Source organism: Mesorhizobium sp. M0715, assembly GCF_040320355.1.
Lineage (GTDB): Bacteria > Pseudomonadota > Alphaproteobacteria > Rhizobiales > Rhizobiaceae > Mesorhizobium.
Window position 1 is genome coordinate 150,056 of the sequence record NZ_JAMYPL010000001.1, and the last position, 23,394, is coordinate 173,449.

Consider the following 23,394-nt stretch of genomic DNA (forward strand, 5'->3'; position numbering starts at 1 on the left):
TTAGCCCTTCGACACCAGCGCCAGCGCGCGGATCGGGCTGCCGGTGCCGTGCTCGATCTTGAGCGGCGCCGCGACCAGGATGGCGCCCTTTGGCGGCAGCTGGTCGAGGTTGCAAAGGCTGGCGAGGCCATAGCGGTTGGCTTTGTGCATCAGCGTGTGCGCCGGGAATGGCGGCTCCATGCCACCGGCTTTGCCGGCATCGGTGCCGATCGTCTCCGAGCCCCAGCCCTTGATGTCCTTGCTGATCAGGAACTGGATGGCTTCGGCCGTCGGGCCGGGCGTGTGCGGGCCGGTCTCGTTGGCGTTGAGGAACTCGGCTTCCGAGCCGTTGCGCTTGTACCAGTCGGTGCGCATCACCACCCATTCGCCGGCATTGATCGCGCCATGCTCGGCTTCCCATGCCTTGATGTGGTCGACGGTGAGCAGGAAATCGGGGTCTGCGGCGGCTTCCTTCGAACAGTCGATGACATTGACCGGGCCGACGAAATTCTGCGCCGGAATGGTGTCGGTGGCACCGTCCGGATAATCCTTGCCGCTGATCCAGTGCTGCGGCGCATCGAAATGCGTGCCGGAATGCTCGCCGAGCTTCAGCCAGTTCCAGGCCCACCACGGGCCGTTCTTGTCGTAACGGGAGATGTTGTGGATCTCGACCTTCGGCGTGTCGACGGCGAGTTCCGGCGGCAGCTTGATCAACGGCGTGTCCGGCCCGAGCGGCGCCGACAGGTCGACCACCTTGATGGCGCCTGAAAGAAGCTGGCCGGCGACTTCGCCGAGGAGTTTTTGCGTGTCCATGGTCTGAAGTTCCCTCTTTCGTGTGATGATCAAGGCTCGTCTCGGCCCTTAATATCCTACTAGACGAAAACATATGCATCTGCAATTATCTTTAAGCATAAAGGAAATGGGGACGGGGCGTGAGCGAGTTCGACGCCATCTTTGTTGGGGCGGGCCACAACAGTCTGGCATGCGCCGCGCATTTGGCGCTCAAAGGCTGGAAAACCGGGATTTTCGAGCGCAGCGCAGCGATCGGCGGCGCCGTCCAGACGCGCGAATTCACCCTTCCCGGCTTCCGCCACGATTTCGGCGCGATGAATCTGAGCCTGTTCGCCGGCTCGGCCTTCCACCGGAAATATGCAAATGAATTGAAAGCGCAGGGGCTGGAGTTCGCGCCCGTTGCCGACTGTTTTGCCAGCGCGTTCCCGGACGGACGCTGGTTCGGCGTCAGCAACGATATGGAAAAGACCACTGCGCGCATGGCCGCCTTCTCCGCCACTGACGCCACGACATGGCGCAGGCTGGTCGCCGCCTTCCCGGCGGAGGCCGAACATCTGTTCCGGCTGCTGGGCTCGCCGATGAGCGCCCGCGCGCTTGCCGGCATCGCGTGGAACCTGTGGCGCAAGAAGGGCATGTCTGGGGCGCTCGATACAGGCCGGCTGCTGTTGTCCTCGCCCCGCGCCTGGCTGGAGGAAAATTTCCAGTCGCTGCATATCAGGGCAACGCTCGCCACCTGGGGCATGCATCTCGACTTCGCGCCCGACATCGCCGGCGGCGCCGTCTTCCCCTATCTGGAATCGATGGCCAACCAGAGTTTCGGCATGGTGCTGGGCAAAGGCGGCGCCGACACCATCATCCGCGCCCTGTCGGGCATGGTGACCTCTGCCGGCGGCAAGATCGTCACCGGCGCCGAAGTGGCCGAGATCACCGTTTCCGCCGGCAAGGCGACTGGCGTGCGGCTCGCTTCGGGCGAGACGCATACCGCCACCAAAGCGGTCATTGCCGGCGTCACGCCCACGGCACTGACCGGCAAACTGCTGCCCAATGGTTCGGGCGACGCCGGCTTCGATACGGCGATGCAGAAATTCCGCTATGCGCCGGGCACGATGATGATCCATCTGGCGCTCGACGATCTGCCGGACTGGCGCGCCGGGCGCGAGCTTCGGCAGTTCGCCTATGTGCATCTGTCGCCGTCGCTCGACGCCATGTCGCGCACCTATCAGCAGGCGATGGCGGGCATGCTGCCGGACGAGCCGGTGCTGGTCGTCGGCCAGCCGACAGCGATCGACCCATCGCGTGCGCCGGAAGGCAAGCATGTGCTGTGGGTGCAGGTGCGGATGCTGCCCGCCGAAATCACAGGTGATGCGGCCGGCAAGATCGCGCCAGCGCATTGGGACGAGGTGAAGGACGCCTACGCCGAGCGTGTCCTCGACATCATCGAGACCTACGCACCCGGCCTGCGAAACAAGATCATCGCCCGGGCCGTGTTTTCGCCCATCGATCTCGAGCGCGAGAACCCGAACCTCGTCGGTGGCGACCAGGTCTGCGGCAGCCATCATCTGGCGCAGAACTTTTTATTCCGCCCGGCGCGCGGCTATGCCGGCTGGAACACGCCGGTGGCGCATCTGCACCTCACCGGAGCCGCGACATGGCCGGGCGCCGGCACCGGTGCGGCGTCGGGCTTCATGCTCGCACAACAGCTTGGCGGGAGGTAGGAGCCGGAGATTTCCTTGAGGCGACGAGGGGCAAGGCGCTGCTGCCCAAGAAGCCTGAACCAATGACCTAAGACGCCGCGCGCAGAAACAAAACCAACAAGGGGAACGACCATGACAATCAACAGACGTGAATTGCTGGGATACAGCGCCGCGGCACTCGGGGTGGCCGCCGTCGGCCTGCCGCAGATCGCCAAGGCGGCTGCCGGCGAACTGACCATCGCCTACAACGTCAACCTGCCATCCTGGGATCCAACCACCGGCCCCTCGGCCGTCAACCCGACCATCCAGGGGCTTTACCAGTCGGTGTTCGACCAGTTCATCCCGCAGAAGCCCGATTTGTCCTTCGCGCCGGGCCTGCTCACCGAGTGGGGCTGGAACGACGACCGCACCAAGATCACGATGACGGTGCGCGAAGGCGTGACCTGGCATGACGGCTCGCCGTTCACGCCAGAGGATGTGGTCTGGTCGCTGCAGCGGGCAGGTGACGAAAAGACCGGCAACCCGATCCAGTTCGTCTGGAAGAATGTCAACAACTTCAAGATCGACGGCAACAAGATCACCGGCGACGTCGTGCAGTTCGACCCGGTCTATTTCAAATGGATGTCGTTCCTGACCGGCTACATCATGCCGAAAGCCTACTACGAAAAGGTCGGCGCCGAAGGTTTCGAGAAGGCGCCGATCGGCACCGGCCCCTACATGGTGGAAAAGTTCGAGCGCAACGCCTTCCTGCGGCTCAAGGCAAACCCGAACTATTGGGGCGGCAAGCCGGCCTTCGAGAATGTGACGATCAAGTTCGTCGCCGATGCGGCAAGCCGCGTCGCCGAGATCGAATCCGGCTCCTCGCAGGTGACGCTCGAAATCCCCTATGAGGAGTATGACCGGCTGATCGCCAAGGACGGGCTGGCCGGCTCGTGCAAGAACGTTTCCGACATCGGCATGATCTTCTTCAACGACATCGAGGCGATGCTGGACAAGAACGTCCGCCAGGCCGCCGTGATGGCCGTCGACAAGAAGCTGCTGGTCGATCGCCTGCTGCGCGGCTACGGCCAGCCGATCGATACGCTGGAAACGCCGGAATACGCATCCTACGACGCGTCGATCAAGGTCGAGCACAATCCGGAAAAGGCCAAGGAATTGCTGGCCGCTTCCGGCTATTCGCCGGAAAAGCCGGTCAAGTTCACCATCCAGACGACCAAGGGCTTCAAGCCCAAGGACTATGAGATGATCCAGGCGATCGTCGGCATGTGGCGCAAGGTTGGCATCGAGGCGACGATCGAAGTCTACGAGATCGCCAAGCACTACGAACTGCGCGCCGCCGACAAGCTGGCGCCGGCGGCCTTCTATAATTGGGGCAATGCCATCGGCGATCCGACCACCTCGACCGGCTTTGCCATGTACGGCCCGAGCCCGCATTCGGTGTGGGACAGCCAGGATTTGATCGACATGATCAATCCGCTGTGGGGCGAAAAGGACGAGGCCAAGCGCATCGCCGGCTGGAAGGCTGTCGACAAATACATCGCCGAGCAGGCCTATGTGCTGCCGCTGATCCAGTATGCGCAACCGATCGTGCATGCCAAGGGCGTCAATGTGGTGCAGCATGTGTCCGGCGCGCTGCTGCCGGCTCTGATGACCCCGGCCTGACCAATATGGGAGGGCACGCTGTCGCGAGACGGCGTGTCTTCTTTAACGACGCAGGCCCCTCATCCGGCCCTTCGGGCCACCTTCTCCCCGCTGGGGAGAAGAGACTGGCTGAGCCGTCGTCGACCTCTTCTCCCCTCGGGGAGAAGGTGGCCGCGAAGCGGCCGGATGAGGGGGCTGTTCGTTCCACCTGTCACTGAAACGCATTAGGCCTACGCCAGAATGCTCCTGCAAAGATTCCTGATCCGTCTGCTGACGATGCTGATCACGCTGTTCGGCGTGGCCGTCGTCGTCTTTGTCGTGATCCGCGTCGCGCCCGGCGATCCGATCGCCATGATGCTGCCACCGGGCGCGACGGATGCCGACATCGCCCGGCTGCGCGCGCTCTATGGGCTCGACAAGACCATCGTCCAGCAATTCTTCATCTGGCTCTCGGGCGTCGCCAGGGGCGATTTCGGCACCTCGATCTCGCTCAGCCAAGATGTGCTCGGCCTCGTCTTCAACCGGCTACCGGCGACGCTGGAACTCGCCATCGTCGCGCTTGTGATGGCGGTGACGCTCGGCGGCACCACGGCGATCATCGGCGCACGCGAGCGCGGCACGGCGGTCGAGGCCGGCATCGACATCGCCAGTGGTGCCGCGCTCTCGATACCCGATTTCCTGTGGGGCCTGGTGCTGATCCTGCTGTTCGGCGTGCTGGTGCCGATCTTCGACATTTCCGGCCGGGTGTCGCCGCAGCTCGACTTGCCCTTCGTCACCCAATTCTATCTGTTCGAGAGCCTGTTGCGCCTGCGCCTCGACCTCACCTGGGATCTCCTGAAGCACATGCTGATGCCGGCCGTGGCGCTTGCGCTGCCGCTGGCGGCAATCATCTCGCAGCTCTTGAAACAGTCCCTGAAGGAAGTGCTCGATCTCGACTATGTCGTGCTGGCGCGGGTGAAGGGGTTCTCGGAAACGCAGGTCATCCTGCGCGAGGCCTTGAAGAATGCCGCTTTGCCGACGCTGACACTGGTCGGCGTGCAGTTCACCTTCCTCATCGGCGGCACCGTCATCGTCGAGCGGCTGTTTTCCTATGAAGGCCTCGGCAATATGGCGATCGACGCCGTCATCAACCGCGACCTGCCGCTGATCCAGGGCATCGTGCTGGTCTTCGCGCTGCTGTTCGTGCTGATCAACCTCAGCGTCGACATGATGTACGCGCTGCTCAATCCGAGGCTGCGCCATGGATGAGGGCCGCGCACGAAGGCGAGGTGTGTCGCCACGCCTGTGGCTGGCCGGCGGCTGGCTGCTGCTGGCGCTGTTGGCCGCGATCTTCGCGCCGCTTGTCGCGCCGCAGGATCCGCTGGCGCAGGATTTGATGCTGGAACGACTGCCACCGTTCTGGGTGAGCGGTGCTGAGCCCGGCTATTGGCTGGGCACCGACAGCCTCGGCCGCGATCTGTTGTCGAGGCTGATCTTCGGCGGCCGCATCGCCTTCATCGTCGCCTTGTCCGCAGCCATCGCTGCGTGCCTGGTCGGCTCGACGCTGGGCCTGATCGCAGGCTATTTCGGCGGTTGGGCCGACCGCATCATCTCGCGCGTCGTCGATGTTTGGATGGCGTTTCCGCCGGTGCTGTTCGCCATATTGCTGGTGGCGGTGCTCGGCACGGGCTTGAGTTCCGTCATCCTTGCCATCGCCATCATCGACTGGACGCGCTTTTGCCGGGTGATCCGTGCCGAGACGATGGGTCAGTCGCGCATGGACTATGTCGAGAATGCCCGCATCGCCGGCTACGGCCGCATCGGCATCATGCTGCGCGAAGTGCTGCCCAATGTGGTGCCGTCGATCGTCGCATTGCTGTCGCTAGAAATGGGCATCGCCGTCATCGTCGAGGCGATCCTGTCCTTCGTCAATCTGTCGATCTCGACCGACGATCCGACCTGGGGAGGCATCATCGCCGAGGGCCGGCTGTCGATCCATCAGGCCTGGTGGGTGCTGGTGTTCCCGCTGATCACGATGATCCTGACCGTGCTGTCGTTCAGCCAGTTCGGCGAGGCGCTGAAGACGCGTTTCGATCCGGTGCTGCGATGAGCGCCTGTCTCGACATCAGGGATCTGAGCGCGGTGCTGCCCAACGGCCAGCGCGTGCTGCGATCGGTGTCGCTTGCGGTCCAGCCCGGTGAAGTCCGCGCGCTGGTCGGCGAAAGCGGCGCCGGCAAGACGATGATCGGCAAGGCGGTGCTCGGCGTCCTGCCTTCGAGTGTGCGCATTGTCGAAGGCGACATGCGGCTTGAAGGCGAAGACCTCGGCAAGCTTCCGCCCAAGGCACGGCGCACGCTGATCGGGGCACGCACGGCGCTGATCCCGCAGGACCCGCTGACAGCGCTTAACCCGTCGCGCCGCGTCGGCTCGCAGATGACTGACCGGCTGGTGCGCATCCTCGGCTGGAGTGGCGAGAGGGCCGATACCCGCATTCGGCAATTGCTGGACGAGGTGCAAATCCGCGATCCCGACCGTGTGCTGAAAAGCTATCCGCACGAACTGTCAGGCGGCATGCGCCAGCGCGTGCTGATCGCCGCCGCCTTCGCCGCGGAGCCAAGGCTGATCGTCGCCGACGAGCCGACCACGGCTCTCGATGTGACCGTACAAAAACAGATCCTGCGGCTGATCGTGCAGTTGCAGCGCGAGCACGGCACGGCGATCCTGTTCGTCACCCATGACCTCGGCGTCGTCGCCAAGATCAGCCAGAAGGTATCGGTGCTCTATGCCGGCAAGGTGGTGGAGGAGGCCGAGACCGCAGCGCTCTTCGCCGCGCCGCAGCACCCCTATACACGAGCGCTGATGGCGGCGACGCCACGCTACACCGATCCTTTCGCCTCGCTGAAGCCGGTGGACGAGGCGGTTCTGGCCGGGCTTGCTTCGGAGATCGCTGCCGCCGACCAAGCCTGGAGGCGGCCGCATGGCTGAGCCACTGTTCTCCGTGCGCGGGCTGAAGGTCGCGCTGCCCGACATGACGCGCAAGCCACTGATCGGCCGCGCGCCATTGGTCGAAATCCTGAAGGGCCTGGACTTCGACCTGCCCAAGGGCTCGGTGACCGGCATCGTCGGCGAATCCGGATCGGGAAAATCAACGCTCGGCCGCGCTTTGGTACGCCTGCTGCAACCCAGCGCAGGCAGCATCACTTTCGACGGCCGCGACATCACCCATCTGCCGGAAGCCGAACTGCGGCCGCTGCGCCGCAATCTGCAGATGATCTTCCAGGATCCGATGTCGTCGCTCAACCCGCGCCGCACCATTGCCAGCATCATCGCCGCGCCGCTGAAACAGAACGGCCTTGGCGACAATCTGAAGGCACGCGTCGCCGAGGCGCTGCAGCGTGTCGGCCTGCCGCAGAGTTTTGCCAGCCGCTACCGCCACGAACTGTCGGGCGGCCAGCGCCAGCGCGTCGGCATTGCGCGCGCTCTGGCGCTGTCGCCGAAATTCGTGCTGGCCGACGAGATCGTCTCCGGCCTCGACGTATCGACGCAAGCGCAGATCCTGACCCTGCTGGAAAAGCTGGCGGCGGAGATGGGGCTGACCGTCGCTTTCATCAGCCACGATCTGTCTGTTATTCGGCGGCTGTGCCGGCAAGTGATTGTCATGCGCGAAGGCATGATCGTCGAAGCGAGCGCCACCGACGCCTTGTTCGACAAGCCGCAGCAGGCCTACACGCGCGATCTCATCGCGGCCATTCCGCTGCCCGAGATCGATGCTGGCTGGCTGGACATCCCCGCCGCCGCCAAGGCGCCGACATGAATGCATACGCACGCCGAAGAGCGGGCCTCGGACGTGCGACCACAAAGACCCAAGTCCCGCCAAATGGAGAGGACTGACATGAAGACCACAATCGCAATTGCAACGGTGGCCGCCGCGATGCTCGGCAGCGCCGGCATGGCCTCGGCGGATTCGATCCCAGGCATGCGCGGCCACGACCACACCGGCATCACCGTTCCCGACATGAAGCAAGCGGTCGACTTCTTCACCGAAGTGGTCGGCTGCAAGAAGGCGATGTCGTTCGGTCCGTTCGCCGACGACAAGGGCACCTTCATGCAGGATCTCCTGGGCGTCGACCCGAAGGCGGTGATCGAAGAGGTCACCATGGTCCGCTGCGGTTATGGCTCGAACATCGAGCTGTTCAAATACACAGCACCGGACCAGAAGGCCCTGACGCCGAAGAACAGCGACATTGGCGGCTTCCATATCGCCTTCTATGTCGACGATGTCGCAGCCGCGAAGGCCTATCTCGAAGCCAAGGGCGTCAAGACAAGGATGGGACCATTGCCGGTCAACGAAGGACCCGCCGCCGGCCAGACCATCCTCTACTTCCAGGCGCCGTGGGGTCTGCAACTGGAGGCGATCAGCTATCCGTCGGGTATGGCCTACGAGAAGGGCGCCGAGACCGTTTTGTGGAGCCCGAAGAACCCGGGAAAATGATGGAACGCGTGCTTGCGGATGCTCTGCAAGCACGCCACACAAATGCGACGTTGAATCATTTCGATATGAAACTTTAAGCTTGAAATAATTTACCTTCGGCGCGATACTCGAAACCAGCAAGCGAAGAGGAGATCGCAGACATGAAGGTTGCGGTTCTCGGCGGTGGACCAGCCGGCCTCTACTTTGCCATTTCTATGAAGCTCAGGGACGCCGCGCACGATGTGACGGTGTTCGAGCGCAACCGCGCCGACGACACGTTCGGCTGGGGTGTCGTGCTGTCGGCCGAGACGCTCGACAATCTGTCGAAAAACGATCCGGTCAGTGCCGTCTGGATCAAGAAGCACTTTGCGTATTGGGACGACATCGCCGTCATCCATAACGGCGTGCGCACGGTCTCATCAGGGCACGGTTTCTGCGGCATCGGCCGCAAGCGGCTGCTGGTCCTGCTGCAGCGCCGGGCGCGCGAACTCGGCGTCAAGCTGATGTTCGAGACCGACATTGCAGATCCCAAGCCCTACATGGAGACGCATGATCTGGTCGTCGCGGCCGACGGCCTGAACTCCAGGGCGCGCAACAGTTTCGTCGACATCTTCAAGCCCGACATCGACACCCGCAAATGCAAGTTCGTCTGGCTCGGCACCCAACAGAAATTCGACGACGCCTTCACCTTTATCTTCGAGAAGACCGAGCATGGCTGGGTGTGGGCGCACGCCTACCAGTTCGACAGCGACACCGCGACCTTCATCGTCGAGTGCAGCGAACAGACCTGGACTGCTTTCGGCTTCGGCGCGATGTCGCAGCAGGAATCGATTGCCGTTTGTGAGCGGATCTTCGAAAAACATCTCGGCGGCCACGCGCTGATGACCAACGCCAACCACATCCGTGGTTCCGCCTGGATCAATTTTCCGCGCGTGCTGTGCGAGCGCTGGTCCTACAAGAATCTGGCACTGATGGGCGATGCGGCGGCATCGGCGCATTTCTCGATCGGCTCCGGCACCAAGCTGGCGCTGGAAAGTGCTGTGGCGCTGGCCGAATATGTCGAAACCGAGCCGAACCTTGAGGCCGCGTTCCGCAGATATGAGGATGCCCGCCGCACCGAGGTGCTGAAGCTGCAATCGGCGGCGCGCAATTCGCTGGAATGGTTCGAGGAGGTCGAGCGCTATCTCGGCCTCGATCCGGTGCAGTTCAACTATTCGCTCTTGACCCGCTCGCAGCGCATCAGCCATGAGAATTTGCGGCTGCGCGATGCCGAATGGCTTGAAAGCGCGGAGGAATGGTTCCAGCGCCAGGCAGGCGCCGGCGGCAACAGCCTGCGCCGCGCGCCGATGTTCGCCCCGTTCAAGCTGCGCGACATGAGGCTGCAGAACCGCGTCGTCGTCTCGCCGATGGCGCAATACAAGGCGGTCGACGGTTGCCCGACCGACTGGCATTTCACCCATTATGCCGAGCGGGCCAAGGGCGGCGCCGGCCTCCTCTATATCGAGATGACCTGCGTCAGCCCGGAAGGGCGGATCACGCCCGGTTGTCCGGGCTTCTATGCGCCCGAGCATGAGGTGGCGTGGAAGCGGCTGGTCGATTTTGTCCATACCGAGACCGAAACGAAGATCTGCGCCCAGATCGGCCATTCCGGCGCCAAGGGCTCGACCCGGCTCGGCTGGGAGGGCACCGACGTGCCGTTGGTCTCAGGCAACTGGCCTGTGATGGCGGCCTCGGCCGTTGCGTGGTCGCCGCAAAACCAGGTGCCGAAGGCGATGGATCGCGCCGACATGGACAAAGTGCGCGACGAATTCGTGGCCTCTGCCGAGATGGCCGATCGTTGCGGCTTCGACATGCTAGAGATCCACGCCGCGCATGGCTATCTCTTGTCGTCCTTCATCACGCCGGTCACCAACCGGCGCACGGATGAATATGGCGGTTCGCTGGAAAACCGCATGCGCTATCCCCTCGAAATCTTCCGCGCGGTGCGCGCCGCCTGGCCGGCGGAGAAGCCGATCTCGATGCGCATTTCGGCCAATGACTGGGTCGGCATCGAGGGTGTCACACCGGCCGACGCGGTCGAGATCGCACGGCTGCTGCATGAGGCCGGCGTCGACATTTGCGACGTCTCGGCAGGCCAGACCTCGGCGCTGGCCAAGCCGGTCTATGGCCGCATGTTCCAGACGCCGTTTTCCGACCGCATCCGCAACGAGGTCGGCATGGCGACGATGGCGGTCGGCAACATCTACGAGCCGGACCATGTCAATTCGATCCTGATGGCCGGCCGCGCCGATCTGGTGGCGCTGGCACGGCCGCATCTCGCCGATCCCTACTGGACGCTGCATGCCGCCGTCACGCTCGGCGACCGTGGCGTCAAATGGCCGGATCCCTATCTGCCTGGGCGCGATCAACTCTACCGGCTGGCCGAGCGCGACGCGGCAGCGGGGCTGAAAGTATGAGTACCGTCTCGACGATCGCGGGCAAGCATGCGCTGGTCACAGGCGGCGGCTCCGGCGTCGGCCGGGCCATCGCGCTGGCGCTGGCTGCTGCCGGCATCGACGTGACCATCTGCGGCCGCCGGGAACCGGAGCTCACTGAGGTGGCCGGCGAGAACGACCGCATCTTCGGCATTGTCGCCGATGTCACCGACGAGGCGGCAATGGCGGCGCTCTACGAGAGGGCGCAAGCCGCGCGTGGCCCCTTCGACATCGTCGTCGCCAATGCCGGCATGGCCGGCAGCGCCCCGGCGCACAAAACCGCGCTCAGCGACTGGCAGCGGACGCTCGACGTCAATCTGACCGGCGCCTTCCTGACCGTGAAGCCGGCGCTGGCCGGCATGGCCGCGCGGAAAACGGGACGAATTGTTTTCATCGCCTCGACCGCCGGCCTGAAAGGCTACGCCTACGTCGCGTCTTACGTCGCCGCCAAGCATGGCGTCATCGGCCTGATGCGGGCTCTTGCCGCCGAAACAGTGAAATCGGGCGTCACCGTCAACGCCGTGTGCCCAGGCTTTGTGGAAACCGAAATGCTGGAAGAGTCCATCCAGCGCATCATCGAGAAGACCGGCCGCTCGGTCGAGCAAGCGCGGTCAAGCCTCGCCTCGACCAACCCGCAAGGCCGCTTCATCCAGCCGGATGAGGTCGCCGCGGCTGTGCTGTGGCTCTGCGGCGACGCCGCCCAGTCGATAACGGGACAGGCGATTTCCATCTCAGGAGGCGAAACATGGTAGCCGGCCCCCTGCCCGCGCCGTCGGGACCCGGCAAGGACCGCTTGCGGCTGTGGATCAGGCTGCTGCGTGCCTCGCGCACGATCGAGGCTGAACTGCGCGAACGCCTGAAGAAGGAGTTCAACACGACGCTGCCGCGCTTCGACGTGATGGCCGCGCTCTACCGCGCGCCGGAAGGCATGCTGATGAGCGACCTGTCGCGCTTCCTGCTGGTCTCCAACGGCAATGTCACGGGCATCGTCGACCGGCTGGTTTCGGAAGGGCTGGTTGCCCGCGCTAGGCGCAATGGCGACCGCCGCACGTCGATGGTGCGGCTGACCGAGGAAGGCACGCAGGCCTTTGCCACCATCGCCGCGGCGCATGAGGGCTGGATCGGTGAATTGCTGGGCAAGGTCAGCGAGGACGACGCGCGCCGGCTGACCGGCATGCTGACCTCGTTCCGCAGCAACTGGGAGGGACGCGAATGACCGCAATGGCCGGACGCAAGCCGAAGCATTTCCTCTGGGAGGTCGCGGGCAGGATCGCAAAGGTCCGGCTCGACCGGCCCGAGCGCAAGAACCCGCTGACCTTCGACAGCTATGCGGAACTCCGCGACACATTCCGCGACCTCGTCTATGCCGATGACGTCGACGCCGTGGTGTTCCTGTCCAATGGCGGCAATTTCTGCTCCGGCGGCGATGTCCACGACATCATCGGCCCGCTGGTCAATATGGACATGAAGCAGCTTCTCGCCTTCACCCGCATGACCGGCGATTTCGTCAAGGCGATGCTGAATTGCGGCAAGCCGATCATTGCGGCGGTCGACGGCGTCGCGGTCGGCGCCGGTGCCATCATTGCGATGAGCTCCGATATCCGCATCGCCACGCCGGAAGCCAAGACCGCATTCCTGTTCACCCGCGTCGGCCTCGCCGGCTGCGACATGGGCGCCTGCGCGATCCTGCCGCGCATCATCGGCCAGGGCCGCGCCGCCGAACTGCTCTACACCGGCCGTACCATGACGGCGGCGGAAGGCGAACGCTGGGGTTTCTACAACCGGCTGGTCGATGCCGCCTCGCTGGAGGCCGACGCGCTCGATATGGCGGCGCGCATCGTCTCCGGCCCGACCTTTGCGCACGGCATCACCAAGACGCAGCTGAACCAGGAATGGTCGATGGGTCTCGACCAGGCGATCGAGGCGGAAGCGCAGGCGCAAGCGATCTGCATGCAGACCCGCGACTTCGAGCGCGCCTACAAGGCGTTCGTGGCCAAAGAAAAGCCGGTGTTCGAGGGGGATTGAGGATGACAGGTTTGCGCCCAGGCACCCCCCTCTGCCCTGCCGGGCATCTCCCCCGCAAGGGGGGAGATCAGCGGTTTCGTTGGCAGCGCCCATACTGCAATTTTGGAGATTGGCGAAAGCCAAAACAACGTCCGATCTCCCCCCTTGCGGGGGAGATGCCCGGCAGGGCAGAGGGGGGTGTGAAGGATCGCTGCGCGGAAGGAGGCGCCCATGCCTGACCGTTCCTTCCTCTCCTGGCCGTTCTTCGAAGACCACCACCGCCAGCTTGCCGAGCGCCTCGAGGCATGGTGCGCTAAAAACCTGCCAGTCGATCACCATGATGTCGACGCCGCCTGCCGCGAGCTGGTCAGCAAGCTCGGGCGAGACGGCTGGCTGAAGCCGACGGCGCTCGACACGGACAATCCTGGCCCCCTCGACGTCCGCACTTTGTGCATCACGCGCGAGACACTCGCCCGTCATGACGGGTTGGCCGATTTCGCCTTCGCCATGCAGGGGCTCGGCACCGGCGCGCTCAGCCTGTTCGGCACGCCGGAACAACAGCAATGGCTTTCGAAGACGCGCGCCGGCAAGGCGATATCAGCCTTCGCCCTGTCGGAGCCGCGCTCGGGATCGGATGTGGCCAACACGGAGATGACGGCGACCCGCGACGGCGACAGCTATGTTCTTTCCGGTGAAAAAACCTGGATCTCCAATGGCGGCATCGCCGATCTCTATGTCGTCTTTGCCCGCACCGGCGAGGCGCCGGGCGCCAAGGGGCTTTCCGCCTTCCTCGTGCCTGGCGACGCCAGGGGCCTTGGCATCGCCGAACGGCTGGAAGTAATCGCGCCGCATCCGCTGGCGCGGCTGTCTTTCGACCAGGTCCGCCTGCCGGCCGCCGCACTGATCGGCAAACCGGGCGATGGCTTCCGCATCGCCATGTCGGTGCTCGACGTGTTCCGTTCGACCGTCGGCGCGGCGGCGCTTGGCTTTGCCCGCCGCGCACTGGACGAAAGCATCAAACGGGTAGCCGAACGCAAACTGTTCGGCGCCCCAATGGCCGAACTGCAGATGGTGCAGGGTCATATCGCCGATATGGCGCTCGACGTCGATGCGGCGGCGCTCCTGGTCTACCGCGCTGCGTGGACCAAGGACATGGGTGCCGCGCGGGTCACACGCGAGGCGGCGATGGCCAAGCTGTTTGCCACCGACAAGGCGCAAGAGGTGATCGACAGGGCCGTGCAGTTGCATGGCGGCGACGGCGTCCGCAAAGGCCACATCGTCGAAAGCCTGTATCGCGAGATCCGCGCGCTGCGCATCTATGAAGGTGCCTCCGACGTGCAGAAAGTGGTGATTGCACGGCAAGTGATGGGCGCGGCCTGACGGCAGAGATTTTGACGAGTGTTCGATTTTGAATTGGGTTTTGGAATACCGGGAGGTTTTGAATGCACAGGATTCTGCAGCCCGAAGGCTGGGCAAAACCTGTCGGCTACGCCAATGGCGTCGCGGCACGCGGGCAGCTCGTCTTCGTCGGCGGACAGGTCGGCTGGAACGGGCAATGCCAGTTCGAGACCGACGATTTTGTCGGCCAGGTGCGGCAAACGCTTCAGAACATCGTCGCGGTGCTGGCGGAAGCCGGTGCCGGGCCGCAGCACATCACCTCGATGACCTGGTATTTCACCGACAAGGCCGAATACCTCGCCAATCTCAGGGGCATCGGTGAGGCCTATCGCGAGGTGATCGGCCGGCACTTTCCGGCGATGGCCGCCATGCAGGTGATGGCGCTGGTCGAGGACCGCGCCAAGGTGGAGATTCAGGCGACTGCGGTCATCCCGGAATAGGGAATTCGTTCGTCCGGAGTAAACGCCCATTACTTCGTCATCCACGGGCGAAGCAAGGAGCGAAGCGACGCGGCGCAGACCCGAGGATCCATGCCGGGACTCCAAAGCGTCACCACGGTCCAGAATTCTGCACCGCTGCACTCCACGGCCGAAGTCGCGGCATGGATCCCAGGGTCTCCGCGACGGAGCTGCGCTCCTGCTTCGCCCAGGGATGACGACGTTGGGGAGGGCTTCGGCTAATTCCGAATATCCGCGATGATCCACCGCAACTGATCACCACTACTATGCGCGAAGCCCCGCCTTCCGCAAAATCGGCAGCACGTGATCGCAGAAATAGGGCAACTCCCTGGTGTAATTGACGAAGGACAGCGCGATGCCCTGGTAGCCATGCCCGGCAATGGCGACCATGTCGGCGGCGATCGTTTCCGGCGTTCCGATCAGCGGGTAGGTGCCGGCGCCGCCGGCGAAACGCTGCCGGTAGCGGTCATAGGCGTGCGGGTCGTGCGACTGCGAGAATTCCTTCTTGCCGGCCATGTGGGCATCGACGGCGTCGTGGTCGGCCATATGGACCGCATAGCGCGTGTAATATGCCCGCGCCTCTTCCATCGTCGGGCGGCAGACGACATGCGCCACGGTGTAGACGCCGACATCACGGCCCACCTTGTCTGCCCGCTCGCTGATGTCGGCGACATGTTTGCCGGCATCGCCCATTTCGGAAAAGGTCGTGAACAGATAGTCGCATCTCGCGGCGGCGAAATCGCGGCCGGGCCCGCCGAAAGCGGCGTTCATGGTCACCGGGCGCGGCACCTGCAGACTGGCCGGACGGCTGACGGCTTCCTTGAGGCGGTAGTAGGTGCCCTCATAGTCGAGCGGGTCGGGCGAGGCATAAAGCTTTTCGAGGATTTCGATCCATTCCGCTGCCTGGTCGTAGCCCTTCTCGACCAGAGGCGTGCCGAACATGCCGAATTCCTTCGGATTCCAGCCGCAGACGATATTCAGGCCGGCGCGACCCTGGCTGATGTGGTCGACCGTCGCCAGCGCCTTGGCGGCATAGAGCGGATGCACCAGCGGCACATGCACGGTCATGAACAGGCCGATCTGCTCGGTGGCCATGGCAAGGGCCGCCGCCCAGGTGAAGGTCTCGAACGACCATTCCCGCACCTTGTTGCGGCCGCCAAAACCGCGCCAGCGGGCGATCGGCAGCATGAACTCCAGCCCGGCACGGTCGGCGATCTGGGCTGCGGTCAGATTGTCCTGCCAGCTTGCCGTCCAGCGTTCAGGCACATCGGTTATGGCCAGCCCGCCATCGGCATTGGTCGAAAAGACCCCCAGCTTCAATCTGTTCGGGCCGTGCAAGGGGTGTGGTTTGTTCATGTCGCGACCTCCCGGCGAGAGAGCACACGCTAGGCCCGCGCGGAGATATTTCAAGCCTGAAATAGCTTCGCGTCGCCATCGCTCGCGGGTATCGGGTTCCAGCGGGCCGCACCGTGTCCGCCACGCAACGGACACCGCAGCTTTTTAAGCTTAAAACTTTCGCCTTGAAAAGCGCCGCACTTTGGATAAGCATTCCAGAGTCGATGGCGATTGCCGTGCCGGACGGGCTTGCCGGCCAGTACATCGTGCAGACCAGTCCATCGTGCCGGCCAGTCCATCTTGGGTGCTCCGGGTGGGAGTCTCAGTTCTTGTCGTTCATACTGCCCCAGTCATCATCCAACACGCGCCATGCCTTCGATGAAGTGCGCGCGCAGATCCGCGATCTGCAACACAAAACGTCGCTAACCATGACCGCATGGTCGCTGCCATGAATTGACGCCCTGCGTGAAGCGGGGCGGCAAAAAACCGTGCGGGAGCAACCCGCCCGATCAACAACAGAGGGAACACAAATGAGCTTCACGCGTCGCAAATTGCTTCTTCTCGCCGCCGCCATCGGCATCGCCGCCGGCCCTGCCACCGCTTATGCCGCGGACGTGCTAAATGTCGGCGCCTACCCGACCAACCCGCCCTTCGAATACAAGAACGAGAGCGGCACCTTCGAAGGCTTTGAGGTCGACATCGTCAACGAAGCCGCCAAGCGCATCGGCATGACCACCGACATCGCCGACCTCGGCTTCCAGGCGCTGTTTGCCGCCACCACCTCGAAGCGCATCGATGTCGCCATCTCGTCGATCACCATCACGGCCGAGCGGCTGAAGTCACAGTCGTTCACGCAGCCCTATTACGATTCCGACATGGGCATCGCCACCAAGGCCGACAGCCCGATCAAGGCCGAGGCCGACCTCAAGGGCAAGATCGTCGGCGTGCTGTCCGGCTCGACCGGCGAAACCTGGGTCAAGGCACATCAGGAAGCCGGCGGCTTCAGCGACGTGAAGGGTTACGACACGCAGCAGAACCTGCTCCTCGACCTCAGCGCCGGTCGCGTCGATGCGGCCGTCAGCGACATTCCGGGCATGGAGTATTCCTTCACCAAGATGAAGGACCTGGTCGTCAAGGAGCGCATCAAGACCGGTGAGCAATACGGCCTGATGATGACCAAGGACCACCCGCTGCTCGGCAAGCTGAACGATGCGCTGAGCGCGATGAAGAAGGACGGCACGCTGGCCGCGATCCACAAGAAGTGGTTCGGCAGCGACGCGCCCGCCGACTCTTCGACCATGAAGGAAATGCCGCTGCCGAAGGCCTGAGCTGAAAGCTGCGCTGACATCGTGCCGGCTTTCCAGGCCGGCACGATTCTTTTCACGCTTTGGCGCCGGCTTCTGCCGCAGATCACCTCGCCGTCGACGAGGCCGATTGATTTTAACGTGAGCACTCTTTGCTCTGGGGTTCGGGAACGCTCCGATGTCGCTGATCGACACCTTCTTCAACCCCGATGTCATCATGTCCAGCCTGCCGGCGCTGTTGCGCGGCTTTCTGAACACGCTGCTGCTTGGCATCCTGAGCATCGGCATCGGCATCCCCATCGGGCTCGGGATCAGCCTGGTGCGGCTCTATGCGCCGAAGCCGCTGCGGTGGCTCGCGGTCGGCTACACCGACATCTTCCGCGCCCTGCCGGTGCTGGTCGTGCTGATCCTGATCTACTACGCGCTGCCGTTCCTCGGCATCCGTTTGTCGTCCTGGGCCTCGGCGGTGACTGCCTTCGCCTTCATCATGTCGGCCTACTCGGCCGAGGTGTTCCGTTCCGGCATCGAGAGCATTCCGCGCGGCCAGTTCGAGGCGTCGCAGGCGCTTGGCCTGCCGTTCCTCCTGACCTTGCGCAAGGTGGTGCTGCCGCAGGCGATCCGCGTCGTCATTCCGCCGATGACCAGCAACTGCGTCTCGATGTTCAAGGACACCTCGCTCGCCTCTACGGTGGCGCTGCCGGAACTCTTGAAGGAAGCAACCAACGCGCAGTCGCTTTACGCCAACCCCTCGCCGCTGATCGGCGCAGCCCTTGTCTATCTCATCTTTCTCTGGCCGATGGTCCGCCTCGTCAGCCTGCTTGAGGAGCGCTTCAAGACCGAAAAGAAGCGCTGACCTCGTCAACCGATCCCACCCCGCCAAGTCCTCCGCAGGAGCCTACCCCGTGAACAAGCACCAGACCGACAATGCGAACGCCACCGCATTCCCCGTCGACACCATCCGCGCCATGTTTCCAGCCTTGCAGCGGGCTGGCGACTTCATCTTTTTGGACAATGCCGCCGGCGCGCAGATCCCGCAGAGCGTGCTCGACGCGGTGACCAACCATCTGGTTTCGCACAATGTGCAGCGCGGCGGCCGCTATGGCCGCAGCGTCACCGTCGACCAGTCGGTCGCCGATGCTCGGACAAGCGTAGCGCTGCTCATCAACGCCTATAGCCCGGCGGAAATCTGCTTCGGCATGAACGCCACCTCGTTCATCCGCCTGGTCAGCCTCGGCATCGGCCAGATGCTGCAAGAGCGCGACGAGATCGTCGTCACCGACATGGACCACGACGCCAACATCGCGACCTGGCTGGCGCTGGAATCGGCCGGTGCGAAATACAAATGGTGGCGGATGCGCGAGGACGGCAATCTGCATGTCGACGATCTGCGTCCGCTGGTTTCCGACCGCACCCGTCTCGTCGCCTGCACGGTCACCGCGCACTCGATCGGCTCGATCGTCGATGTCGCCGCGGTGGCCAAGATCGCGCACGCGGCCGGCGCCGAAGTGTTCCTCGACTGCGTGCATTACGGACCGCACGGGCTGATCGACGTGCAGGCCTGGGACTGCGACTATCTCGTCTGCTCCGGCTACAAGAATTTCTCGCCGCATATGGGCTTCCTCTGGGGTCGTTTCGAAACGCTGAAACGGCTGCCGACCTTCCGCGAGGATTTCATCCCCAACGAGCCGCCCTACAAGGTCGAGGCAGGCACGTTCATCTACGAGAACGTCTCCGGCATGGATGCCGCCGTGCAGTACCTGGAACTGATCGGCCGCAATCTCGCACCCTCCAACAACCGCTCGCGGCGCGACAACATCGTTGCCGGCATGGGCGCCATCCGCGACTACGAATTGGTGCTGGCGCGCGAGATGCTTGCGGTGCTGAAAGGTTGCGGCGCGACCATCTATGGCGTCGCAGACGAGGCCCGCATCACCGAACGCGTGCCGACGTTCTGCTTCAACATCGGCACACTGTCGCCGCAGCGGATCGTCGAAGAGATGGCCGAGATGCAGATCGGCATCCGCGACGGCCACATGTATGCGCCGCGGCTGATGAAGCGCCTCAACCTATCGATGGACAGCGGCGCCATCCGCGCCTCACTGGTCCACTACAACACAGTCGAGGAAGTCCGGCGCTTCGGCGAAGCGCTACGCAGCATCATCGCCAAGCTGTCCTGAGCGAGCTGAATGCTACGGCCTGACGCCGCGGCGTCAGGCGGCTTTCTTCTTCGCTAGCCTCGCCTTGATCGAGGCGACGTCGGCGCGCGGGGTCGCCGCGAACAGCGTCCTGGTGTAGCTGTGCTTGGGGTCGGCGAAGACCTCGTCGCGCGAGCCGTATTCGACCGCTTCGCCGAAATACATCACCATCACATCGTCGGCGATGTAGCGCACCACGGACAGATCGTGGCTGATGAAGACATAGGTCAGCTGGAACTCGTCCTGCAGGTCGGCGAGCAGGTTGAGCACCTGTGCCTGCACGGAAAGATCGAGCGCCGAGACCGGCTCGTCCAGCACCAGCAGGCTTGGGTTGAGCATCAGCGCACGGGCAATGGCAATGCGCTGGCGCTGGCCGCCCGAGAACATGTGCGGGTAGCGGTTGTAGTGCTCGTGACCGAGGCCGACCTTCTTCAGCATCTTCATCGCCAGGTCGCGCCGCTCGGCCGCCGGCTTGTCGGTGTTGATCAGCAGGGGCTCGCCCAGCACGTCGCCGATCTTCTGGCGCGGATTGAGCGATCCATAGGGGTTCTGGAAGACGATCTGCACCTTGCGGCGCATCTCTTTGGTCAATCCGCCCTTGGCGATGTCGACCTTGTTGCCGTCGATGAACAGGTCGCCTGACGTCGCCGGATCGATCAGCGTGATGATGCGGGCGAGCGTGGACTTGCCGCAGCCGCTTTCGCCGACGATGGCCAGCGTCTTGCCCTTGTCGACCTTGAACGAGACGCCCTTGACCGCGTGCACTGTGCGCGGCCCGGTGAACAGGCCACCACCGATATGGTAGTCGCGGACGATGTTCTTGCCTTCGAGGACCGTGGTGCTCATCAGGCGGCTCCAACTGCCGAAGGCGCCGGCTCGAACATCATGTCGGAAACGGTAGGCAGCCGGTCGCCGACGGCGTTCTCCGGCAGCGCCGACAAAAGCGCCCGCGTGTAATTGCTCTTCGGCGATTCAAACAGCGACAGCACGTCGGCCTCTTCCATCTTGCGGCCCTTGTACTGGACGATGACACGGTCGGCGGTCTCGGCCACCACGCCCATATTGTGGGTGATCATGATCAGGCCCATACCGTATTTGGCCTGCAGCGAAACCAGCAGATCGAGGATCTGCTTCTGGATGGTGACGTCGAGCGCCGTCGTCGGCTCGTCGGCGATCAGCAGCTTCGGATTGCAGGCGATGGCGATGGCGATCATGACGCGCTGGCATTGGCCGCCCGACATCTGGTGCGGAAACGAGCTAAGCCGTTCTTCCGGATCGGCGATGCCGACCAGCTTCATCAACTCGATGGCCCGCGCGCGCCGCTGAGCGCGATCCATACCCATATGGAAGCGCAGCACCTCCTCGATCTGGAAGCCGACGGTGAAGCACGGATTGAGGCTGGCGATCGGCTCCTGGAAGATCATCGAGATGTCCTTGCCGACGATCTTGCGGCGTTCGGACGGGCTGAGCTTCAGGAGATCGACGCCGTCGAAGGCCATGCGGTCTGCCTTGACGGTTGCGGTGTTGGGCAACAGGCCCATTACCGCGAGCATCGCCACAGACTTGCCGGAACCGGACTCGCCGACGATCGCCAGCACTTCGCGCGGCTCGATCGAGAGGTCGATGCCTTGCACGGCCATGAACGGTCCGGCCGCGGTGTCGAAGGAAACGGTGAGGTTCTTGATCTCGAGCAGAGGCATGCTCACGACCTCTTCAGCTTGGGGTCGAGCGCGTCGCGCAGGCCGTCGCCGATCAGGTTGATGGCGAAGACGGTGATCAGGATGGCGAGACCCGGGAAAGTAACCACCCACCAGGCACGCAGGATGAACTCGCGCGCCTCGGCCAGCATGGTGCCCCACTCCGGCGTCGGCGGCTGCGCGCCCATGCCGAGGAAGCCAAGGGCCGCCGCCTCGAGGATGGCGTTGGAGAAGGACAGCGTCGCCTGCACGATCAACGGCGCGATGCAGTTGGGCAGGATGGTGACCAGCATCAGCCTGAGATGACTGGCGCCGGCGACCTTGGCGGAGACGACATATTCGCGGGTCTTCTCGGCCATCACGGCGGCGCGGGTGAGCCGGGCGAAATGCGGCTGCAGCACGAAGGCGATGGCGATCATGGCGTTGACGAGGCCGGGGCCAAGCACCGCGACCAGCACCAGGGCCAATAGCAGCGACGGGAAGGCCAGGATGATGTCCATGATGCGCATGATCAGCGTGTCGACCCAGCCGCGGCAGTAGCCGGCGAGTAGGCCGAGAATGACGCCTGAAATCAGCGCTGACGTGACGACGACGAAGCCGATGGCGAGCGAGAACCGCGAGCCGTAGATCAGGCGCGACAGCATATCGCGGCCGACAGCGTCGGTGCCGAGCAGGAACTGCGCGTTGCCGCCCTCCTGCCAGGCCGGCGGCGTCAGGAAGAAGTCGCGGAACTGATCGTCCGGCGAATGCGGCGCCAGCAGCGGCGCGAAGATGGCGATCAGGATCAGCAGCGCAAAGACGAAGAGCCCGATCACCGCGCCCTTGTTGACGGAGAAGTAGTGCCAGAACTCGCCGAACATCTGCAGCCTGGCATCCTGCGGCTTGACGACGGTCGCGGCTTCGATGGTGGCTGGGCCTTCATTGCTCATGTCAGTTGGCCCGGATGCGTGGGTTGATGACGGCGTAGAGCACGTCGACGATGAGGTTGACCGACATGACGATCAGCGCGATCAAAAGCAAGCCGCCCTGCACGGTGAAATAGTCGCGCTTGGAGATGGCGTCGATCATCCATTTGCCGATGCCGGGCCAGGAGAAGATGCTCTCGGTCAGGATGGCGCCGGTCAAAAGCGTGCCGACCTGCAGACCGATGGTGGTGACGACCGGGATCAGCGCGTTGCGGAAGGCATGCAGGCCGATGACGCGGCGCGGCGCCAGGCCCTTGGCGCGCGCGGTGCGGACATAGTCCTCACCCAGCACTTCGAGCATCGCCGAGCGTGTCTGCCTGGCGATGACTGCGAGCGGGATAGTGCCGAGCACGATGGTCGGCAAGATCAGGTGCGACAGCGCCGAGCGGAATGCGCCCTTCTGCCCCGAGATCAGCGAATCGATGGTCATGAAGCCGGTCACCGGCTTGAAGAAATAGAGAAGGTCGATGCGGCCGGAAACCGGCGTCCAGTGCAGCGTGCCGGAGAAGACGATGATCAGCAGCAGGCCCCACCAGAAGATCGGCATGGAATAGCCCGCCAGCGCCGTGCCCATCGTCAGCTGATCGAACCAGGAGCCGCGGCGGATGGCGGCGAAGATGCCGGCGGCGACACCCAGGACAACGGCAAAGATCATGGCGAAGATGGCGAGTTCGACCGTTGCCGGGAAGCGCACCAGGAAATCCTTGAGCACCGGCGTCTTGGTTGAAAACGAGGTGCCGAAATCGCCGCTCAGGACATTCGTCAGATAGGTCAGGTATTGTTGCCAAATCGGCAGATCGAAACCGAACTGGTGCATCAGCGCCGTGTGGCGTTCGGGCGACAGGCCGCGTTCGCCCGCAAGCACCAGCACCGGATCACCGGGCAGGATGCGCACGAAGCCAAAGGCGAGGATGGTTATCCCGATGAAGGTCGGGATGATGAGGGCGAGCTTGCCGAGGATATAACGCAGCATGGCGGGCGAGTGGGGGCGTCACCACATGGTGGCGC

The 23,394-nt window shown here is 63.8% G+C and carries 23 protein-coding genes; 17 read left to right on the forward strand and 6 right to left on the reverse strand.

Annotation, left to right across the window (positions count from 1 at the left end):
- The gene (locus NKI21_RS00700; RefSeq protein ID WP_352864122.1) at positions 1-792 is read right to left on the reverse strand and encodes a cyclase family protein; all 792 of its coding nucleotides are present in this window, start codon (positions 790-792) and stop codon (positions 1-3) included.
- 119 nt (positions 793-911) lie between these two features.
- Here NKI21_RS00700 and NKI21_RS00705 point away from each other — a divergent pair, with 119 nt between their 5' ends.
- From NKI21_RS00705 to NKI21_RS00765, 13 genes are all read left to right on the forward strand, one after another.
- A complete protein-coding gene (locus NKI21_RS00705; protein WP_352864125.1) occupies positions 912-2,486 on the forward strand; it encodes a phytoene desaturase family protein in 1,575 nt (524 codons plus the stop codon).
- 111 nt (positions 2,487-2,597) lie between these two features.
- Positions 2,598-4,127: an ABC transporter substrate-binding protein gene (locus tag NKI21_RS00710; protein WP_352864127.1), complete on the forward strand. Its 1,530-nt coding sequence runs from the start codon at positions 2,598-2,600 to the stop codon at positions 4,125-4,127.
- Between the two features lie 219 nt (positions 4,128-4,346).
- Positions 4,347-5,354, forward strand: a complete 1,008-nt coding sequence (locus tag NKI21_RS00715) for an ABC transporter permease (RefSeq protein ID WP_352631111.1) — start codon at positions 4,347-4,349, stop codon at positions 5,352-5,354.
- On the forward strand, positions 5,347-6,195 hold the full coding sequence (locus NKI21_RS00720; RefSeq protein WP_352631109.1) for an ABC transporter permease: 849 nt from the start codon (positions 5,347-5,349) through the stop codon (positions 6,193-6,195). Before NKI21_RS00715 ends, NKI21_RS00720 begins: the two co-directional genes overlap by 8 nt.
- Positions 6,192-7,070: an ABC transporter ATP-binding protein gene (locus tag NKI21_RS00725; RefSeq protein ID WP_352631107.1), complete on the forward strand. Its 879-nt coding sequence runs from the start codon at positions 6,192-6,194 to the stop codon at positions 7,068-7,070. Before NKI21_RS00720 ends, NKI21_RS00725 begins: the two co-directional genes overlap by 4 nt.
- The gene (locus NKI21_RS00730) at positions 7,063-7,899 is read left to right on the forward strand and encodes an ATP-binding cassette domain-containing protein (RefSeq protein ID WP_352631105.1); all 837 of its coding nucleotides are present in this window, start codon (positions 7,063-7,065) and stop codon (positions 7,897-7,899) included. Before NKI21_RS00725 ends, NKI21_RS00730 begins: the two co-directional genes overlap by 8 nt.
- 78 nt (positions 7,900-7,977) lie before the next feature.
- Entirely contained in the window at positions 7,978-8,577 is a 600-nt protein-coding gene (locus NKI21_RS00735; protein WP_352864133.1) for a VOC family protein, read from the forward strand.
- A 140-nt stretch (positions 8,578-8,717) separates the two neighbouring features.
- Positions 8,718-11,012, forward strand: a complete 2,295-nt coding sequence (locus NKI21_RS00740; protein WP_352864136.1) for a bifunctional salicylyl-CoA 5-hydroxylase/oxidoreductase — start codon at positions 8,718-8,720, stop codon at positions 11,010-11,012.
- Positions 11,009-11,782 carry an SDR family NAD(P)-dependent oxidoreductase gene (locus NKI21_RS00745; RefSeq protein WP_352864139.1) on the forward strand — a complete coding sequence of 258 codons (774 nt, stop codon included), beginning with the start codon at positions 11,009-11,011 and terminating at the stop codon, positions 11,780-11,782. The genes NKI21_RS00740 and NKI21_RS00745 overlap by 4 nt, the downstream gene beginning before the upstream one ends.
- Positions 11,776-12,246, forward strand: a complete 471-nt coding sequence (locus NKI21_RS00750) for a MarR family winged helix-turn-helix transcriptional regulator (protein WP_023811475.1) — start codon at positions 11,776-11,778, stop codon at positions 12,244-12,246. The genes NKI21_RS00745 and NKI21_RS00750 overlap by 7 nt, the downstream gene beginning before the upstream one ends.
- A complete protein-coding gene (locus NKI21_RS00755) occupies positions 12,243-13,055 on the forward strand; it encodes an enoyl-CoA hydratase family protein (protein WP_352864142.1) in 813 nt (270 codons plus the stop codon). Before NKI21_RS00750 ends, NKI21_RS00755 begins: the two co-directional genes overlap by 4 nt.
- Positions 13,056-13,265: 210 nt before the next feature.
- The gene (locus NKI21_RS00760; protein ID WP_352864145.1) at positions 13,266-14,414 is read left to right on the forward strand and encodes an acyl-CoA dehydrogenase family protein; all 1,149 of its coding nucleotides are present in this window, start codon (positions 13,266-13,268) and stop codon (positions 14,412-14,414) included.
- A 62-nt stretch (positions 14,415-14,476) separates the two neighbouring features.
- Positions 14,477-14,872 (forward strand): RidA family protein, encoded by a 396-nt coding sequence (locus tag NKI21_RS00765; protein WP_127381544.1) that lies wholly within the window; start codon positions 14,477-14,479, stop codon positions 14,870-14,872.
- A 282-nt stretch (positions 14,873-15,154) separates the two neighbouring features.
- Here NKI21_RS00765 and NKI21_RS00770 read toward each other — a convergent pair whose 3' ends face one another.
- Positions 15,155-16,246, reverse strand: a complete 1,092-nt coding sequence (locus tag NKI21_RS00770) for an LLM class flavin-dependent oxidoreductase (protein ID WP_023811479.1) — start codon at positions 16,244-16,246, stop codon at positions 15,155-15,157.
- Positions 16,247-16,359: 113 nt separating this feature from the next.
- Here NKI21_RS00770 and NKI21_RS00775 point away from each other — a divergent pair, with 113 nt between their 5' ends.
- The 4 genes from NKI21_RS00775 (at position 16,360) to NKI21_RS00790 (ending at position 19,706) form a co-directional block, all read left to right on the forward strand.
- Positions 16,360-16,677 (forward strand): hypothetical protein, encoded by a 318-nt coding sequence (locus tag NKI21_RS00775; protein WP_352864150.1) that lies wholly within the window; start codon positions 16,360-16,362, stop codon positions 16,675-16,677.
- 78 nt (positions 16,678-16,755) lie between these two features.
- Positions 16,756-17,553, forward strand: coding sequence for an ABC transporter substrate-binding protein (locus NKI21_RS00780; RefSeq protein WP_128309303.1), 798 nt, complete (start codon positions 16,756-16,758; stop codon positions 17,551-17,553).
- Positions 17,554-17,707: 154 nt separating this feature from the next.
- On the forward strand, positions 17,708-18,382 hold the full coding sequence (locus tag NKI21_RS00785; protein ID WP_013527987.1) for an amino acid ABC transporter permease: 675 nt from the start codon (positions 17,708-17,710) through the stop codon (positions 18,380-18,382).
- 49 nt (positions 18,383-18,431) lie between these two features.
- Entirely contained in the window at positions 18,432-19,706 is a 1,275-nt protein-coding gene (locus NKI21_RS00790; RefSeq protein WP_352864155.1) for a cysteine desulfurase-like protein, read from the forward strand.
- Between the two features lie 33 nt (positions 19,707-19,739).
- Here NKI21_RS00790 and NKI21_RS00795 read toward each other — a convergent pair whose 3' ends face one another.
- The 4 genes from NKI21_RS00795 to NKI21_RS00810 form a co-directional block, all read right to left on the reverse strand.
- Positions 19,740-20,570, reverse strand: a complete 831-nt coding sequence (locus tag NKI21_RS00795) for a dipeptide ABC transporter ATP-binding protein (RefSeq protein WP_023811483.1) — start codon at positions 20,568-20,570, stop codon at positions 19,740-19,742.
- Positions 20,570-21,424 (reverse strand): ABC transporter ATP-binding protein, encoded by an 855-nt coding sequence (locus tag NKI21_RS00800; RefSeq protein ID WP_023811484.1) that lies wholly within the window; start codon positions 21,422-21,424, stop codon positions 20,570-20,572. Before NKI21_RS00800 ends, NKI21_RS00795 begins: the two co-directional genes overlap by 1 nt.
- A gap of 2 nt (positions 21,425-21,426) precedes the next feature.
- The gene (locus NKI21_RS00805) at positions 21,427-22,281 is read right to left on the reverse strand and encodes an ABC transporter permease subunit (protein ID WP_224618710.1); all 855 of its coding nucleotides are present in this window, start codon (positions 22,279-22,281) and stop codon (positions 21,427-21,429) included.
- 70 nt (positions 22,282-22,351) lie between these two features.
- Positions 22,352-23,359: an ABC transporter permease subunit gene (locus NKI21_RS00810; protein WP_023811485.1), complete on the reverse strand. Its 1,008-nt coding sequence runs from the start codon at positions 23,357-23,359 to the stop codon at positions 22,352-22,354.
- Positions 23,360-23,394: the final 35 nt, after the last annotated feature.